The organism is Desulfobulbaceae bacterium DB1, assembly GCA_001914235.1.
GTDB lineage: Bacteria > Desulfobacterota > Desulfobulbia > Desulfobulbales > SURF-16 > DB1.
The window spans coordinates 519,068-536,426 of sequence record MQUF01000003.1; the positions used below are offsets into that span (position 1 = coordinate 519,068).

The 17,359-nt window shown below is 52.0% G+C and carries 14 protein-coding genes; 2 read left to right on the plus strand and 12 right to left on the minus strand.

Annotated features, from left to right (window positions below):
• Positions 1-2: 2 nt before the first annotated feature.
• Positions 3-458 carry a hypothetical protein gene (locus BM485_04770; GenBank protein ID OKY76543.1) on the plus strand — a complete coding sequence of 152 codons (456 nt, stop codon included), beginning with the start codon at positions 3-5 and terminating at the stop codon, positions 456-458.
• Positions 459-464: 6 nt separating this feature from the next.
• On the opposite strand, the gene BM485_04775 is transcribed toward BM485_04770, so the two are convergent.
• From BM485_04775 to BM485_04815, 9 genes are all read right to left on the minus strand, one after another.
• The gene (locus BM485_04775; GenBank protein ID OKY76544.1) at positions 465-2,099 is read right to left on the minus strand and encodes a hypothetical protein; all 1,635 of its coding nucleotides are present in this window, start codon (positions 2,097-2,099) and stop codon (positions 465-467) included.
• Between the two features lie 12 nt (positions 2,100-2,111).
• Positions 2,112-2,462, minus strand: a complete 351-nt coding sequence (locus BM485_04780; GenBank protein ID OKY76545.1) for a hypothetical protein — start codon at positions 2,460-2,462, stop codon at positions 2,112-2,114.
• Between the two features lie 12 nt (positions 2,463-2,474).
• The gene (locus tag BM485_04785; GenBank protein OKY76546.1) at positions 2,475-3,302 is read right to left on the minus strand and encodes a chemotaxis protein CheR; all 828 of its coding nucleotides are present in this window, start codon (positions 3,300-3,302) and stop codon (positions 2,475-2,477) included.
• Positions 3,302-4,444, minus strand: coding sequence for a chemotaxis response regulator protein-glutamate methylesterase (locus BM485_04790; GenBank protein OKY76547.1), 1,143 nt, complete (start codon positions 4,442-4,444; stop codon positions 3,302-3,304). Before BM485_04790 ends, BM485_04785 begins: the two co-directional genes overlap by 1 nt.
• Entirely contained in the window at positions 4,441-6,249 is a 1,809-nt protein-coding gene (locus BM485_04795) for a hypothetical protein (protein ID OKY76548.1), read from the minus strand. Before BM485_04795 ends, BM485_04790 begins: the two co-directional genes overlap by 4 nt.
• Positions 6,246-7,109 carry a metal-dependent phosphohydrolase gene (locus BM485_04800; GenBank protein ID OKY76549.1) on the minus strand — a complete coding sequence of 288 codons (864 nt, stop codon included), beginning with the start codon at positions 7,107-7,109 and terminating at the stop codon, positions 6,246-6,248. Before BM485_04800 ends, BM485_04795 begins: the two co-directional genes overlap by 4 nt.
• A 285-nt stretch (positions 7,110-7,394) precedes the next feature.
• Positions 7,395-7,724, minus strand: a complete 330-nt coding sequence (locus tag BM485_04805) for a histidine kinase (protein ID OKY76550.1) — start codon at positions 7,722-7,724, stop codon at positions 7,395-7,397.
• A 101-nt stretch (positions 7,725-7,825) separates the two neighbouring features.
• Positions 7,826-8,452, minus strand: coding sequence for a threonylcarbamoyl-AMP synthase (locus tag BM485_04810; GenBank protein OKY76551.1), 627 nt, complete (start codon positions 8,450-8,452; stop codon positions 7,826-7,828).
• 56 nt (positions 8,453-8,508) lie between these two features.
• Positions 8,509-10,275, minus strand: a complete 1,767-nt coding sequence (locus BM485_04815; GenBank protein OKY76552.1) for a 5-(carboxyamino)imidazole ribonucleotide mutase — start codon at positions 10,273-10,275, stop codon at positions 8,509-8,511.
• A gap of 348 nt (positions 10,276-10,623) precedes the next feature.
• Here BM485_04815 and BM485_04820 point away from each other — a divergent pair, with 348 nt between their 5' ends.
• Entirely contained in the window at positions 10,624-11,214 is a 591-nt protein-coding gene (locus BM485_04820; protein ID OKY76553.1) for a TetR family transcriptional regulator, read from the plus strand.
• Between the two features lie 100 nt (positions 11,215-11,314).
• Here the strand turns inward: BM485_04820 and BM485_04825 are convergent, their stop codons facing one another.
• The 3 genes from BM485_04825 to BM485_04835 form a co-directional block, all read right to left on the minus strand.
• Complete coding sequence (locus BM485_04825; GenBank protein ID OKY76554.1) at positions 11,315-11,800, minus strand: transcription elongation factor GreA; 486 nt, start codon at positions 11,798-11,800, stop codon at positions 11,315-11,317.
• Between the two features lie 166 nt (positions 11,801-11,966).
• Positions 11,967-16,172, minus strand: a complete 4,206-nt coding sequence (locus BM485_04830) for a hypothetical protein (GenBank protein ID OKY76555.1) — start codon at positions 16,170-16,172, stop codon at positions 11,967-11,969.
• Complete coding sequence (locus BM485_04835; GenBank protein ID OKY76556.1) at positions 16,135-17,322, minus strand: transcriptional regulator; 1,188 nt, start codon at positions 17,320-17,322, stop codon at positions 16,135-16,137. The genes BM485_04830 and BM485_04835 overlap by 38 nt, the downstream gene beginning before the upstream one ends.
• Between the last annotated feature and the right edge of the window lie 37 nt (positions 17,323-17,359).

Here is a 17,359-nt window from a genome sequence, read left to right on the forward strand (position 1 = left end):
ACATGCAGAAATCCGTTGAGAAAACATCAGAAGGCACCCAGGAACTGGCTATTTTCCAAATAGATGAAATGGCCTGCGGCCTTGACACATCGTGGGTCCGGGAAATCATCAAAAATACCCAGATTACCAAAGTTCACCTGGCGCCGGAGTATGTCACCGGGGTCATCAATCTGCGTGGTGAAATCGCAACCGTCATTGATCTGCGGAAAAAATTCGCTTTGGAATCTTCCGATGCGCCGGAAAAAATGGAAATTGTCGTCGTCAGGCAGGGATCGGAAAATATCGGTTTTCTCGTTGACGGGGTCCGCGACGTCATCTGGGCGGACAGGAAGAATATCACCCCGCCGCCGTCCAATATCAGCGGCATCACCGGTATTTATTTTGAAGGCATCTACAAGATGGAAAAGGAACTGGTGGCAATACTCAATATCGATGAACTGCTGAAGATGGGAGAATGAGACACTTCACTTTTTTTGTAATACCTCGCGAATCGCGGCGCCGATCTGATCCGCGGTAAAAGGCTTGGCCAGGATCATGTTGACGCCAACCTCAAAGGCCTCCCGGTGATCCGGACTTTCGCTCTGGGTTGTCACCATAATGATGGGTAATTCATTCGCACTATAAAGACCTCGCAGCTGGCGGGTCAACTCGATGCCGGTGATGTCCGGCATATTGAGGTCTGTCAGGATGACATCCGGTTTCATGCTTGTCGCCCTGTCAATGGCAACTGCCGGAAACTCAAAGAGCTGTACCTCCATGCCGAGCTGAAAAAGGGTGTTCTTGTAAATCGACAGGATCATCCTGGAGTCGTCAACCGCATAAACCAGCAACTTCTTCTCTTCGCTGCTCACCTCTTTGGCAACCAACTTGTCGGCAAGCTTATTGTACCCCTTCTGCCGGAACAGCTCTTCATACCGTTTTTTCAGATCGGGATGGGCCTTGGAGTTTAAGAATTTCACCGCCAGATTCTGAAATACATCCAGATCAATAATACTGAAAACAACTTTATGGGATTCGGAATTCAAAAAGGCATCCACCACATATTCCGCTTCGATTCCGCCCTGCATGACAAGATTACGGACACCGGCAATCAACACATCATCGCAGTTCCATTCAATCGCTTTTGCCGCGGCGATGCGAACCTGATCGACCCGGTCGGACAGCCCCTCAGCCAGCACATACGCGCCCTTGGACAGCGGCATCATCCCCAGTGCTTCATAGGCGGCAAAACGGACATTTGCATCGGCCGGTTCATCGTGAATCAGCTTGCGCACCGCCCGCACGGCGCTGATGTCGCCGATATAGCCCAGGACATTGAGTGAATGAACCAGCAGATCAGAATCGTTGCTGTTCAGATTCTCCACCAGCATGGGGATCGCCTTTGCCCCGATTCTGGTCAGCCGGCTCTTGACATGGTTGCGGATATAGGCATGAGAGGAGCCCAGTTCCCGGTTCAGCTGCTTCAGGGCAAGAGCGTCCTGGAGATTGGCCAGGGCGTCAATGATGATGATGTCAAGATCACTGTCGGTTCCCATTCGTTCCACCAGGCGCTGCACCGAGGTTGGCGTGTCGATGTTTGACAGGGCGTTGATGGCGGCGATAACCAGTTCACGATCTCCGGAATAAAGAAAATCGCTCAAAGTATTTATCGGACCGGGATCACCGATGCTGCCCAAGGCAACGAGACAGGTCTTCATTACCTGGGGGTCTTCGGTTGCGGCCAGAATTTCTTCTATAAGAGGGACCGCCTCTTCAAGCTGGATTTCACCGGCAATCTCCACCAGGATCTGTTTATGGCGGAACTGATCGCTTTTCAGCAGCACCAGCAGATGCCCCGGCTTCTTCATGACCCGGCTGAACAGCAGATTGCGGATAACAGGTTTGGGTATCAAGAATTCCTGCTCGTTGACAACCAGACGGGCCAGCATGGTGATGACGATTTCACCTTCCGAACCGGCCAGCACCGCGATAAACTGATTCTGCCCCTTGCCGTCCAGTTGATCAAAATGATTCAGGAGAACGGTGCCCTTGATAATGTCGTTTGCCGCAATGACATGCCGCAGTTCCGCCAGGAAATCATCCAGATTGATATGTGCCATAAGTCCTCAAGGTTACTTCGCGTAACCGCCTTGATATTTCACAACATTATAAAGAGCAATGGAACTGTCGGGATCCAAGGTCACATATTCAAGCCCCATGCCGAAAGGCCTGCCGCTCTCAACGCCGACGACTCGAGTGACGCGACATTGCGCCCGCACCTCGATGCGCTCTTCTCCGCACTGGAGAAGAAGAAACAGATTCCCCTCCGTGCCCACCGGCAGTGGTTCCCGGGTGCGGAGAAAAATACCGGACATGCTGATATCCTTGCATTGATGATCCGTACGAACATGCTCGCCTGTTTCAAAAACGGCTTGAATTGAAAAATCAACCCGCGGATGTTTTCGTTTTTCCCATGTCTCCATTCGATCGGCTTCCTATTTTAATGAATAAAAGACCGAATTGTGATATTCCCGCCGCACAAAACGATCCGTGACGCCGAAAAGAGATTCGGTGGCGCCGATGAGAAGCGCGCCATGGGGATGGAGCTGGGACGCCAGTCGTTCAAAAAGAGATTTGCGGTTCGGCATGCTGAAATAAATGGCAACATTGCGGCAAAAGATAATGTCGAACTTCCCCATGGCGGAAAATGACTCCATCAGGTTTATTTTTCTGAAAAAGGTCATGGCCCGCAATTCATCCTTGACCCGCAGATTCTGGCCGTCGGGAACGAAATACTTATTGATGAGCGGGCGCGGGAACCCTCTGCCGATTTCAAACTGGGAATAACTGCCCCGGCTTGACTGCATCACTGCCGTATCGGAAATATCCGTGCCGGTAATCTTGATCCTGTACTGCGAAATGGAGCTGCCGAGGAGCTCATGCAAAGTCACCGCTATCGTGTAAACCTCCTGCCCGGTGGAACAGGCCGCGCTCCAGATGGAAATCGTCCGGTTAGCGCCCGGACGAGATGAATTGGCGTCAATGACATCCGGAAGAATTTTATATTTGAGCAGCTCAAAGGGTTTCTGATCCCGAAAAAAAGAGGTTTCATTGGTGCTGATCGCGTCAACGATTCTATTGGCAAGAAGGGGATCGCGGCTTGCCTGGTTATGCAGATCCGTGAAGGAGGAAAACCTCTTTTCCCTGATAAGCGGCAACAGGCGTGACTCCACCAGGTAGGCCTTGGTGGAATCAAGCACGATGCCGCTTTTATCATGGATAAATTTGGCAAAACGCTGCAGTTCATCAGGGGAAATATTCATTACTTGACCCGATTGACGATTTCAGCCGAGATCTGATGCAGCGGCACCACAACATCCGCAACCCCTGCCTTGATCGCCTCCATGGGCATGCCGAAAACGACGCAACTCGTCTCATCCTGAGCAATGACCTGAGATCCCTGCTGTTTCATCAGACGCAGTCCCTTCACGCCGTCCGACCCCATACCGGTCATGATGACCCCAAGCGCCCTGTTGCCGTATATGGATGAAACCGAACGAAAAAGATAATCCACCGCCGGTTTGCAGTGATTTTCCGGCGGATCATCGGTCAGTTGCAGAAACTCACCCGTCGCTTTTTTCACCACCTTCATCTGCTTGCCGCCGGGGGCGATATAAACATTACCGGCCTCTAAACGCTCCTCTCCCTGCGCCTCGATCACATTCACCGCACTTTTCTGATTGAGTGAATCGGCAAGCGCCTTGGTGAAAACCGGCGGCATGTGCTGGACAATAACCACCGGAACGCGAAGATTTTTCGGCAAGCGAGGAATGACCTCGGCCAGTGCATTCGGGCCTCCGGTTGAAATACCGATGGCGACAACGGCAATTCGACCGGACGGCAGAACGGGCCTGATCGCGGATGCAGCCGGCGAAGTCGCCGGCGGCATTTCTTGACGGCGGACAGGTGCGGTTGCAGGGCGAGAAGCAGCAGACACCGGTTGCACCGGAGGAACGGAGCGCGGTATGCCTGTCAAAGCCGGCCGCAGAATCCGCCTGGTAGCAACCGTTTGCACAACCGGACGCAACTGGCTGAGCAAGGATTGCCGGTTCTTTTCCAGCGATGCCCCATCCGGCTTGGCGATAAAATCAAAAGCACCATGCTCAAGGGCCTTCATGGTGACTGCCGCGCCTTCACTGGTATGGGCGCTCACCATGATCACAGCGACATCGGACTTCATCCTTTTCAATTCAAGCAATGTCGCAAGCCCGTCCATTACCGGCATTTCAAAATCAAGGGTCATCAGATCAGGCGTGAGCTGTTCGACCTTGGCCAGGGCTATCTTGCCGTTGTTGGCTGTACCGACCACCTCAACTTCCGGAATCATGGCCAGGACATCGCTTATCACCTTGCGGTAGAGAACCGTGTCATCCACCACAAGAACCCGTACTTTTTTCCCCGTCATATCTTTTGCGCCCTTATTTTATCAATCAACATCATAAGTTTTTCCTTCACAATCGGCTTGGTGAGAAAATCATCCATGCCGGCATCAAGACACTCCAGCCTGTCCTCTTTCCTCGCATGAGCGGTCAGTCCGACAATATAAAGGCGATTATTCCGGCCCGAAAGACCGACATACGCCCGCCTTTCCGACGACCCCTCTATTTCCCTTATTCTGCGGGTGGCTGCATGCCCATCCATGGTGGGCATCTGCACATCCATCAAGACAAGATCATAATGGTTCTTTTTCAGCATTTCCAGCGCTTTTATGCCGTCGCCGGCGATATCCGATGAACACCCGGCTTTTTTCAATAAAAGGGTTGCCAGCCGCTGATTGACCGGATTATCCTCAACAACGAGAATATGAAGATCACACGCGGCAGGGGCAGACTCCTTCGCCTCTCCCACGGGCCGAGCCTGCCGGCCGGAAGATTCGGCATTCGGCACTCTTTTTTCCAGGCCAGCGGCTACCTCTTTCACTTCCGCATCGTCAACCTTGGGTAAGGTGACGACGAAACTGAAGGTGCTTCCCTTGCCGGGCTTGCTTTCCAGCTCCACCCTGCCGTTCATGAGGCCGACCAGCTGGCTGGTAATGGCAAGACCCAACCCGGTGCCGCCGTATTTTCGCGTTGTTGACCCGTCAGCCTGGGTAAATTTCTCAAAAATAGCCTGCTGACGTTCGGGTGGGATGCCGATACCCGTATCACGCACGGCAAAACGAAGTGAGGCGTTTTTCTCATCTTCCCGCACCGTATCGACTTTGATGCAAATCTCGCCGTTTGCCGTAAACTTCATGGCATTCCCCACCAGGTTGACAAGGATTTGACGCAGACGGTTTTCATCGCCGCTAAAGCGCACAGAGGGAGCGCCGTCAATCTGGAAAAACAGCCTGTTTTTTTTCTGCAACGCCTGGGAACGAAACATACTTTCAACACTTTTAACTAGTCCATGAAGCTGAAAAGGCGCCGCGTCAAGTTCGAGTTTTCCGGCCTCGATCTTGGCCAGATCAAGAATATCGTTGATCAGAACCAACAAACTGGCGGAAGATTTACGGATCGTTTCGGTAAACTCCTGCTGCTCTTCCGTAAGCTCGGTTTCCAGCAAAAGTCCGCTGAAGCCGATAATCGCATTCATCGGTGTCCGCAGCTCATGACTCATGTTGGCAAGAAATTCACTTTTCAGGCGGCTCGCCTGTTCAAGACGCTCGTTGGCGTCGCGCAATTTCTTTGTCTTCCGGGCAATCTCGCTTTCCAGCCTTTTTGCATATTCAAGTTCTTTCTCCCTGATAAGAAGAAACTGCTGATGGTTTTCGTCCAGCAACTTTGTATGCTTGTGACTCACCACCCCCATCCTGCGGATCAACTGTTCATTTTCAATAATTGCTTCCTGATGATGCCGACGCATCAGGGCGAATTGAATCGAATTGCGGTACAAAAGGGCAAGCTGACCGTTTTGCTCAAGTTCTTCACAAAGTCCTTCATGGCTGAAACAAAGAAACGCCTTGTATTCATTGAGCCGCAGACAATGGATCCATCGTTTTTCCGAAAGAGGGACGCTGCGGAAACAGGTATCATCGGCTCGTCCCTGGCGCCGCTCTTCCCCGGCAACAGCATCTGCATCAGGAATTGGCCCGCCAACGACCGTACCATTGTCGCCGTAGAGAACAAAAGCCGTCCTCGGGAGGATTTCGGCCAGAACCCGATGGAAATCTCGAAGCTCTTGGTCGGCATCGGCAAAGTCGGCAAAAACATTATCGATCAGACTGTTCATGCCTGCTCCTGATCCGCGTCATACAATTCTCGGGCTTTCGCCATTTCCGCCGGCAGGGCCTTGAGAAGCACCTTGTACTCAGCCATCTTGCTTTTCAGATGATCGGCCAGATATGCCGGTAAGGGATCACTGCGACCAATCACCACCCCTTGATTCATCTTGCAGGCCATGAACTCGGCAAGTTGCAGAATGGCAATCACGCTTGGGATGGGAAATTGCTTGTCATGCCGGTGGTGAAAACGAATTGCCTCGACCACCTCATCGGAAAGATGCCATTGTATCGCCAGCAATCTGCCGATCTTGGAGTGATTGGTGCCGATGAGACCGTCCTCGAACCCGGTTATTGACTCTTCGCCCTGCTCCTGCGAATAGATTGAACAAACCTGTCGCAATTTTTCTCCGCACAGCTGATCCTCGACAATGAGTCCGATATCATGGATAATGCCGGCCAGGAAAACATCCTCACCGTCTTCTCCGAATATTCTCCGGGAAATCATCTGGGCAAGAATGGCCACTGTTGCCGAATGAGTCCACAGATTCTTGCGGGAAAAAATTGTTTCCTCCGCCCTTTCCCTGAACAAATTGCGCAATCCCTCAACCGCCACCAGGTTGCGCAAATGTTTCATCCCGATGAAAATAACCGCCTTGGCAATGGATTCCACATGGCTGCTCAAGCCGAAATAGGGACTGTTGACCAGACGCAGGAGACGGACAACCAGCACGGGATCGAGTTTGATGACTTCCTCAAAATCCTGCATGGTGGCCGTCTCGGAACCGGCCATCTGCGTCACCCTGATGGCAACATGGGGTAACGTCTTTAAATCATTAAATTTATCTACAAGCTTTTGCGCTGAGGGCATAATATGTCATGACGCTGCCGTTCAAGGATTGATAAATTCGCCAAACACCCGACTCACCACGGAGCACGCCGAAATCACGGAGAAATTTCTGTGATTACAGCGATTTTTCCCGACAGCTTTAATAAATTTATTTGTAACTACTCAGGTGTTAAGGCTACAGACTGAAGACTATAGGGCTGTTTGTCCTGCATGAGTTCATATTTTGCGATGCCTTTCCTACAGCCTACAGCCTTTAGCCTATCTACCTGGATAGAGTTACATTTATTTTTCACAAAATGATCACGGTTACCGGTTGACGGCTTCAAACTCGGCAAGCAACATCTCAAGACCGGGGATGAGAGACTCCGCCTTTTCCCTGTCTCGGTTGCGCCCCGCCTTCTCCAGATCGGCGGAGACTGCTCGAATGCCTTCTATGCCAAGGCTTGCCGAAGCGCCTTTGATACTGTGAGCAACATCAGCCATGGCTTCCAGGTCATTATCCAGGGCACATACTTTTATCTTTTCCAGATCAGTCGCGCATGAATCGTGAAACAGGTCGATCAACTCGTCCAACAGCTCCTCATCATCCCCAACCTGTTCCAAGGCAAAGGAACGATCCCATTGCAAGCCGGCCATATCAAATATCCCCCCTCGCATTAAAAAAATACACATTCCGCCAGATTATAATTAATTACATGAATACGTTATATTAAATTAAACAAGAAGGAAGCAATTTTTTACAAAATCTTATTTGCGATCCGCTCATTGAGTACACGAAAATCAATGATTCCATCGCGTATCAGGACAAGCTTCCGCCCCAGCAGCCCAACCAGGGTTGAACCTTTCCCGCCCGGAGTCTGCCCCCCGTCAAGGATAAAATCGACATCCGCACCAAAAGCCGATGCCACCTCGGCTGCGCTGGTGGTTGGAGGACGACCGGAAATATTGGCGCTTGTCGCCGTAATCGGATGGCCGACGCGGCTGACCAGCTGATGGGCAAGGGGGTGGGAGGAGATACGGGCCCCGACTGTTCCGGTATCGCCGGTAACAAGGGGCGAAAGAGTCGAAAGGGCCGGAAAAACAAGAGTCAGCGGCCCAGGCCAGAAATCCAACAAGGGCATATAAAGGGAAGGAATGGCTGGGGTGAGACGGCGCAGCTGGGCTTCATCGGCAATCAGCATTAAAAGCGGCTTGGCTGAAGGTCTTTTTTTCAAGGCGAATAAACGGGCCACCGCCACCCTGTCAAAAGGATTCACGGCCAGTCCGTAATACGTTTCCGTCGGAAAGGCGACAATGCCTCCCCGGCGGATAACGTCAACTGCCTTATCGACATCGGAAGCAGACTCCCTGAAATTTTTCCCCACGTTACATCCTTTTCATGAAGTCTGCCTGCCAAAAGAGGCCATAGAGCCCCCCTGCATCAATAAACAAGCCTTGCGGCCTTCTCGTCCACTTCGCGGGCCATTTTCTTCTTGAACGCGTCCATTTTAACGGCAAATTCTTCCTCCGCCACCGAGAGAATCTGGGTCGCCAGAATTGCGGCGTTTTTCGCGCCTGCCTTGCCGATGGCCATGGTAGCCACCGGAATCCCCGGCGGCATCTGAACAGTGGAAAGCAGTGAATCCAAGCCCTTCAGGGAAGATGAGTCGATGGGCACGCCGATAACGGGCAGGGTGGTATGGGCGGCAAGCACACCGGCAAGATGGGCAGCCATGCCGGCGCCGGCAATAATCACCTTCAATCCCCGTGACCGCGCCGTGGAGGCGTATTCCGCCGCCCGCTCAGGGGTACGATGGGCGGATGCCACCGTCATTTCGCACCCGATACCCATCTCCTTCAGAAAATCGCTTGCCGCCTTCATCACCGGCAAATCCGAGTCACTGCCCATGACAATGCCCACTTTGATATTTCGCTGCTCGCGGCCCAGGGCTTTCATGCCGATATCCTTTCGGTAATAACAATGTTTCCAGGAAATAAGATCCACCGTGGCGTATGCCTTGTCAATTGCGGCGCGAAGCGAATCTCCCAAGGCCGTAACACCGAGTACCCTGCCGCCGTTGTTGACAAAATCCCCTTTTTTCATTGCCGTTCCGGCATGAAAAACAACCACATCATTTTGTTGTGCCGCCTTATCCAGGCCTTTAATTTTTTTGCCTTTTTCATAGGAACCGGGATACCCGCCGGAAGCCATGACCACGCAAACCGTGGGGCGAGGATCGATATCAAGGGTGACCTCGGCAAGTTTTCCATCAATCACCGCCTGGAAAATGTCGACCAGATCATTTTTCAGGCGCAGCAAGAGCGGCTGCGCTTCCGGATCGCCGAAACGGCAATTAAACTCCAGCACCTTGGCAACCCCCTGATGAATCATCAGTCCGGCATAAAGCATCCCTTTATATGGACGACCTTCAGCCGCCATGGCCTTCACGGTGGGCAGCATAACCCTTTCCATCACCTGCTGATGGATTTCATCGGTTACCACCGGCGCAGGAGAATAGGCGCCCATTCCACCCGTATTCGGCCCCTTGTCGCCATCGAAGATGGCCTTATGATCCTGGGAGGTGGGCAGGGGAAGCACGGTTTCGCCATCGGTAAAAGCAATAAATGACGCCTCTTCACCCTGGAGAAATTCTTCAATCACCACCTTGCTTCCCGCTGCGCCAAAAGCCTTGTCGGTTAGAATGAGGTCAACCGCCTTGCGCGCTTCTTCAAGTGAGTGCGCAACAATAACCCCTTTCCCGGCAGCCAGACCGTCCGCTTTGACCACCACCGGCACACCCACTTCGTCAAGATAGGCCAGAGCCTGGTCCCGAACGGAAAATACTCTGAAAAAACCGGATGGAATATCATATTTTTGCATGAGATTTTTGGTGAAAACCTTGCTTCCCTCAAGAATCGCCCCCTTGCTGTCAGGACCGAAAATGCGCAACCCCTCGGCGGAAAAACGATCAACAATGCCCAAGGTGAGCGATTCTTCCGGGCCGACAACGGTGAGATCAACCTTTTCCTTATGGGCAAAGGCGAGCAAAGCATCTATATCCGACACTTTGATGTCGACACATTCCGCCAGCGAAGCAATACCGGCGTTGCCGGGCGCGCAATAAACCTTGTCAACCTTCTCGCTCCGGGCAAGTTTCCAAACCAAGGCGTGCTCACGTCCGCCTGAACCCACAACTAAAATTTTCATCTTTCCTTCTCCGTGATTTTGATATGCATGGGCAAAGAACTTTTACCATCATTAATCGCATGCGAACCCATTGAAAAACTTTCCCTGACAGTTAAAAAAACAAAATTTACGCTTGACAGAGCGGTATGGTAAATCTATCATGAAAAAAATGAATCATTATTCACAAAAATTACACACTTTCCACTTTTCCCGATAGTTTTTTTAAACAATTATATCTTTTATTTTCCCGAACCAAAATATATTTACGCAAAAAAAAAGAATCAACATTTTGATTTTATTCACTTATCAAAAACAGAACCTGAGCGCAACATCTCGAAAGATATCAACACATACGACATTTTACTACTGATGAGAGTTTCAGATAAACATCAAAAAATCACCCAGGCAGCGGTCAAGGTATTTGCCCGCAAAGGTTTCTTCAACGCCAGGATTTCAGACATTGCCAAAGAAGCCAAGGTGGCGGATGGAACAATCTACCTCTACTTCAACAACAAATACGATATCCTCATATCGCTTTTTGAAGATGAAATCGGCAAAATCATTGTTAAAGTCAAATTACTCCTGGAAAATGAAACCGACCCCGTAAAAATGCTTGAAATCTACGCCATCCATCATCTCAGCCTGCTGGATGACCAGAAGGAACTGGTGGAGGTACTGCAGATGGAACTCCGGCAGAGCAACAAGTTCATCAAGGAGTACCGCAACACCAAATTCATCGAATATATCGATATCGTCTCCGATATCGTCCACAAGGGTCAGGAGTCAGGGCATTTCCGCAAGGAAGTGATGCCGGGAATCGTCAAACGTGCCTTTTTCGGTGCGCTGGATGAAATGTCGCGGCTCTGGTCCCTGTCGGCAAAACCACACTACAGCCTTGAGGAAACCGCGAAACAGATCAGCGACATCTTTTTGAATGGACTCATCGCGCGAAGCAACTGAGGGTGAAATGACGGGGTGTTGACGATTTTCCGCTAACGGTTTTCCGTCGATGGTTTCAAGCTTGAAACCGCCGACGGAAATCGACAACAGAAAAACTATCTCATGCCTCGGGGCCTTTCTTGATATCAATTATTTCCAGCTGCCGGACCCCGGAAGGAGTCTTCACCTCAAATTCATCGCCTATCATTTTGCCGAGCATGGCCTTCCCCCATGGCGACAGCACGGAAATGCTCCCTTTTTTCACATCCGCTTCTTCCGGCCCGAGCAACTGGTAAACAATCTCCTGGCCGTTGTCCAGATCTTCCACGGTCACCACCGTTCCGAAAACGACCCGATCACAGCTTACAGCGGAACAATCGATAATTTCGGCCCGCCCCAGCTTGTCTTTCAACTCGAGAATTCTCCCCTCAATATGGCCCTGTCGCTCCTTGGCTGCATGATACTCGGCGTTTTCCTTCAAATCGCCATGCCCCCTGGCCACCTCGATGGACTTAATAACCTCCATGCGATCCACCCGCTGCAAGCGAATCAATTCATCCCGCAAACGGGAATGACCGTTTTTCGACATTGGCACTCTTTCAATCATCTATAAAACCTCCCGCCCCGGAATCACCGGAGCGAATCAATAATGAAGCAAACCAAACAAAAAAAAGAGAGATCCCCAACCGAGATCTCTTCAACAAAAAACACAAAAAGAACATCAGCAATGACACCAGGCAAAAAAAGGCGGACATGAATCCGTCAATGGGCCTTTACCAGCGGTAGACGGCGGATAAGGTGAGGTCTTTTGCTCGATACTCATCGGACACGACCAGACGGAGTGAGGATTCGAGCATCCAGTTCCGGGATAATTCAAGAAAAAAGAGACCCCGGAGAGTCTGGAGCATATGTCCGTCGGCATCATATTCAACCAGATATTCGCCACTATAATAACTTGGCGTCCCGCGTTCAAGAGTATCGGCGGATAATTTATGCTTCCATAAAACCGAATAACCGTTTTTCCAATAATTCCTGGGGGTCCAGTAGGGATGATCGTCGTCGGTAAAACCGTCGTCACGCATCGGTCCCAAGGTACTTCCGCTTTCTCTTGTATCTCTGAACTCATAGTTGAAGGTGAATTGCAGATAAGTGGGTTCCGGCAACAAAATATACGAAGCCCAAAATGAATACCCCTTCATATCGTTGCCGTCGGAATAATTTGTGTACTCGTAATCGCCACCGGTCAACACCCGGGGGAAAACACCGAGAAAAAGTCCGGCCTGGACATTTTCAGCCACTATATTGCGACTGAGACTCGCCACCGTATCTTCCACCACATCCCGCTCATACCTGACTTCACCCTGCACCCTGTCGCTCAACTTACCCGTCACGCCGCACTCCAAAAGCGCGGTGTTGGCGTAATCGCCTTCAAGGCTTTGCACACCACCCCCAAAATCAACATCAAATCTAGTAAACAGGCTCGCCTCATAAGAAGCAAAAGCCCGCTTCGCCCGGACGGTTTCATCCGCATCGGCGGAGCTGTATCTGATTCCGGAGAGCATCACCTCCAGATCATTGCCGGGGTGCAAAGAGGCCCACGTGCCGAAATCCACCGCATTTTTCTTGATGGATTTATACCCGTCCCTCCCATCCTCGGTCTGATAGCGATAGGAGCCGATAACCCGAGGCAGCCGCTTGAGCTTGTTCCTTTCAAATGCCTCCCGCAGACCGGGAAAGCTCGGCTCCATGGACGCCAGACGCTCATAAAGAAGCGCCTCATCGCCCAATTGGCCGAGCCTGCTGTAAACGCCGGCAAGATCAAAAAGAAGGGATTCATCTTCGGGATATCTCTCAACCAACTGCAAAAACAGATTAACCGCCTGAAAATCATCCCGCTGCGCAACAAAACGCCGGGCCGACAACTCAACGGCAAAACGCTGCTGCCACTTATAGCGGGAAAAAAGCGAAGCGGCAATTTTCTTCAACTCTTCGTTCCCTTTCCCCATGACAAAGGAAGGAGTCATTGCCCTGTCAACAAAACCGTCCTTTAACGGAGCGGCAAAGGTCAGACGCTGCCAGACGGAGATTTCCTCCTCCTCCGGCAGAGCCACTCCCACGGCATCGGACTGTTCGGCTAAAAGGTCGTCAACTTCCGGAATCAGATAATTCTCATACACCTTGAAGGATTCATCCCATTCAAGCTGCCGCCAGAAAATCCTGGCTTTCAGCAATTGGATGTCCGCGCGATAGGGCTGACGGGCCAATATGACATCACAAGAAGACAAGGCCTCATCATCCAGGCCCATGGTAAAAGCGAGTTCGGCAATCAGCGCCTCGACAGCCGTATTCCCAGGATAGGCAGCGTCAAGATTTTTCAACATAGCAAAAGATCGAGGTAAATCTCCCGCGGCTGCGTGAAACTTTGCCTGCCGGAACAGAGCGGCAAACGAATCAGCGGACATGCCTGTTGCGGCGTCAGAACCGCCGACCATGGCCGTCTTTATCCCTGCTTGCCGATATGCGTCCGCAAGCAGGAACATCCTCCCCAGATCCCGGCTCGCTTCCTCCAATGCCTTTTCATGAAGTGCCGAGGCAGAGGCCAAATCGCCCTGTGCCGTATAAATCTGATGGAGAAGGACCAGACAGTCCAGGCCGTCGACATCATGGTCTTTCAACAACCGACACTGTTTTTCAGCATCATCATATTCTTCCAGCCCCAGAGAGGCCCTTGCAAGTTCAAGACCCGTCAGATACTGCAAGGGTTTTCCCTGATGGATAGCCGCCCCGCCCACGCCTTGCGCGGCCATCTCTTTTTGCAGTGTCCGGGCTTTTTTCTGGGCAGCGGAAAATTTGCGGGTGGCATTGAGCAACCGAACCTGCAGCAATTCCGGCAACCAGCGAGTCAAATTCTTTTCGTCCTCGCTTGCCGCTGAAGAATGAACGAAGCTCTCAAGCTGCGCCAGCCAAACTGATGCATCGGCCTTGTGTCCTGCGCGCAGATGCAGATCAACAAGTCTCGCCAGCACCACAGGCTTCTCCGGACTTTCCAGCAATGCTATCCGCAAAACCTGTTCCGCCTCAAAGGAAAGATTCTGCTGTTCATAAGACACGGCAAACTGCAACAGAATTCGGCTGCGGATTTCAGGATCAGTGCTCTTTTCGAGCAATTCCTGATAAAGAGAGTGCGCCATATCATAATCACAACCGTCCCTGAAACCATTGGCGGCTCGGAGAATTTCCTCCACACCCGGCTTTCCGCTGAGAAAAACATCCAGATATGTGGCCGCCAATTGTCTCCGACCCAAGGCGGCGGCAATCTCCAGGCATTTAAGTCGCAACTCCGGTCTTTCATCACCGGTTGCCGAAATTGCCATGTAATCCTTCAAGGCATGCTCCGGCATGCGAAGCCCCTCAAAAATTTTCGCCCTCATCTCCAAAAGGGAAAGATCGGCTATTTCATTGGCGGCAACAGGCAGAAAAACATCCTCCGCCTCTTTCACCTTGCCGTCGGCAAGAAGCGCGGCGGAAAGCCGCAGGGCGACTTCGACATCGTTCGGGTCCTGTTTATTAATTTGCGCAAGCACATGAACAAGCTCTTCCCGACGATCAAGGCGGATCAGCAGCTCCATCATGGAACGATAAACAGCCTTGCTGTCCGGAGAGATACGGGCAAGGTCGGCCCATATTTTCAATGCACCGTCATCTTCTCCGACAGCAAGCAGATCACGGGCCAGGGTCGCAAGAATATCGGAGTCATCGGGGGTAATTTCCAGCAGGCGGCGATAAAGTGGGATGGCGTCATGGTATCGGCCTGCCGCATCATAAAGACGAGCGGCCTGCCGCAAGTTTCCAGGAGACGGATCAGGCTCGATGACAAAATAACGGTCAAGAGCGGTCAGTGTTTCCCTTTCTTCGCCGAGGCCGGCATACATGCTGACCAGTTGCCGGATGACATCCTTGTCCTGCGGAAAAAAGACAAGATACCTTTCATAAAAAGGCACCGCCTTTTCCGGTTCGTCGAGCTGAAGGTAGCACGTGCCGACACGGTGCAGCAGTTCGCCGTTCCGCTCGTCCCGATCAAGCAAAAAAAGGAGGTGGGGAAGCGCTTCACGCCAACTTCCCTCATCCTCCAGATAGGATGCCAGCCAGGCATGCGCGGAAACGTCTTCCGGCGCCGCGGCCACCACTTTTCGCCAATATTTGGCGGCAAGATGTTTCAACCCTGGTTCATCATGGGATTTTGCCGCGCATCTGAAATCTTCAATCGTGGCATCGGATCTTTCCGCCAGCCGAACAGCCAAAGGCCGTGCCTTGGAGGCAAGTTGCAACTCCAGATAAAGGCAGACAAGCCGTTTCTGCAGCACGACGTCATCAACCTGCCGTTCGTTCAGTTCCTCGAGCCGGGGTAATGCCCTGCCCAGATTGCCAAGGGCGAGCAGGCCCTCGCTGATTCCGCTCAGTGCGACAATGTTGGCGGGGTCAAGGCCGGCGGCACGGTCGAAAAGCTCCACGGCCCGGTCAAAATGTCCTTTTTTCTGCATGACATAACCGAGTCCGTTCAAATACTCGACCCGTTCCGGAAATTCCTCCAGCAGCATCTCCAGCAGCCCGGCAGCCTGATCAAATTCATTGCCGGAAAGAAGCAGCGCGGCAAATTCCCAACGAGCCTCAACCAGATCGCCTTTTATTTCAAGCAACCGGGAATAAGCGGAGCGGGCGGCCGCATAGTTTCCCGCAACGGCGTGCCGGCGAGCTTCCTGCCAGATTGTCAGCCATGGGGCGGAGCTTGGCGAGGACGCACCTATTTCCTGCCGAGGAATCTGCGGCGTGCCGAAAAAATCTTCCAGGGAAGATGCGGCGGACACATCAATGGACAAATGAAGAACCAACCCCAGCACAAAGAAAATCGTCTTGCCGGCCGGAATTTTTTCAACACCCTTCCTATTTCTTATAAAATGCACAAATCCGGTCGACAACATGCTCCTGCATCTTCGAAGTGAGTTCAGGATAAATCGGCAAGGCCAGGGTTTCGGCGGCAGCCCTCTCCGACTCGGGCATGGAACAACGACTGCACGCCAGATCGGCGATGCATTTCTGTCGGTGCAGGGGAATCGGATAATAGACCGCCACCCCGATTGATTCCTTCAGCAGAAAATCACGCAATTCATCCCTTCGCGCGGCACGGACAACATACTGATTGTAAATGTGATAATCAACACCGCTTTCGCCGGCGGCCAGATCAGCATAGACGGCCTCAGGCAGACGAATGGCCCCCTCTTCCACCAACCCCGCCTCCTTGAAAAGGGCATTGTACAGGGTGGCATTCTGTCTTCTCGCGGCATGCCATGTCTGGAGATGCTTCAGCTTGACATTCAGAATAGCCGCCTGAATGGCGTCCAGACGAAAATTGCCGCCGACAACCGCATGCTGGTATTTGCCGATATCGCCGTGAACCCTGACCAGCCGGAGGTCATTGCCGAGTTTTTCACTGTTGGTTACCACCATGCCGCCGTCGCCCATGCCGCCGAGATTCTTGCTGGGAAAAAAAGAAAAACAGCCGCAATCTCCCATGCTGCCGGCCCTTTTCCATTCGATGGCGCCATTTACCCGGAAGGGATACGAGGAACCGATGGCCTGGGCCGCATCCTCCACCACGGGGATGTCATGCTTGGCCGCCAGCTCCAGCAAGGGTGCCATATCAGCGCACTGCCCAAAAAGATGCACCGGCATCATCGCCTTTATTCTCGGTGCAATTTTTGCGTCCGCAAGAATCTCCGCAACCTTGGCCGGATCAATGTTATAGCTGACCGGATCAATATCGACAAAAAGAGGCTGGGCGCCGAGACGGAGGATACTGCCCATGGTGGCGAAAAAGGTGTAGGGCGTGGTCAGCACCAGATCGTCGTTTTTTATTCCAAGGGCCATGAGACTTGCCAGCAGCGCATCCGTGCCGCTGGAAACGCCGACAGCCGACTTTGTCCGGCAATAGGCGGCAACATTTTTCTCAAGGGCCTCTATCTGCGGCCCCATGATATAACAGGTTGAACGAACCGTTTCGCCAATGGCCGTCATGATTTCGTCATGGAGTGTATCAAGCTGCGCTTTCAGATCAAGTAAGGGTATATTCATAATTTCAATTCGACGTTTCAAGTTTATTGGTTTCAGA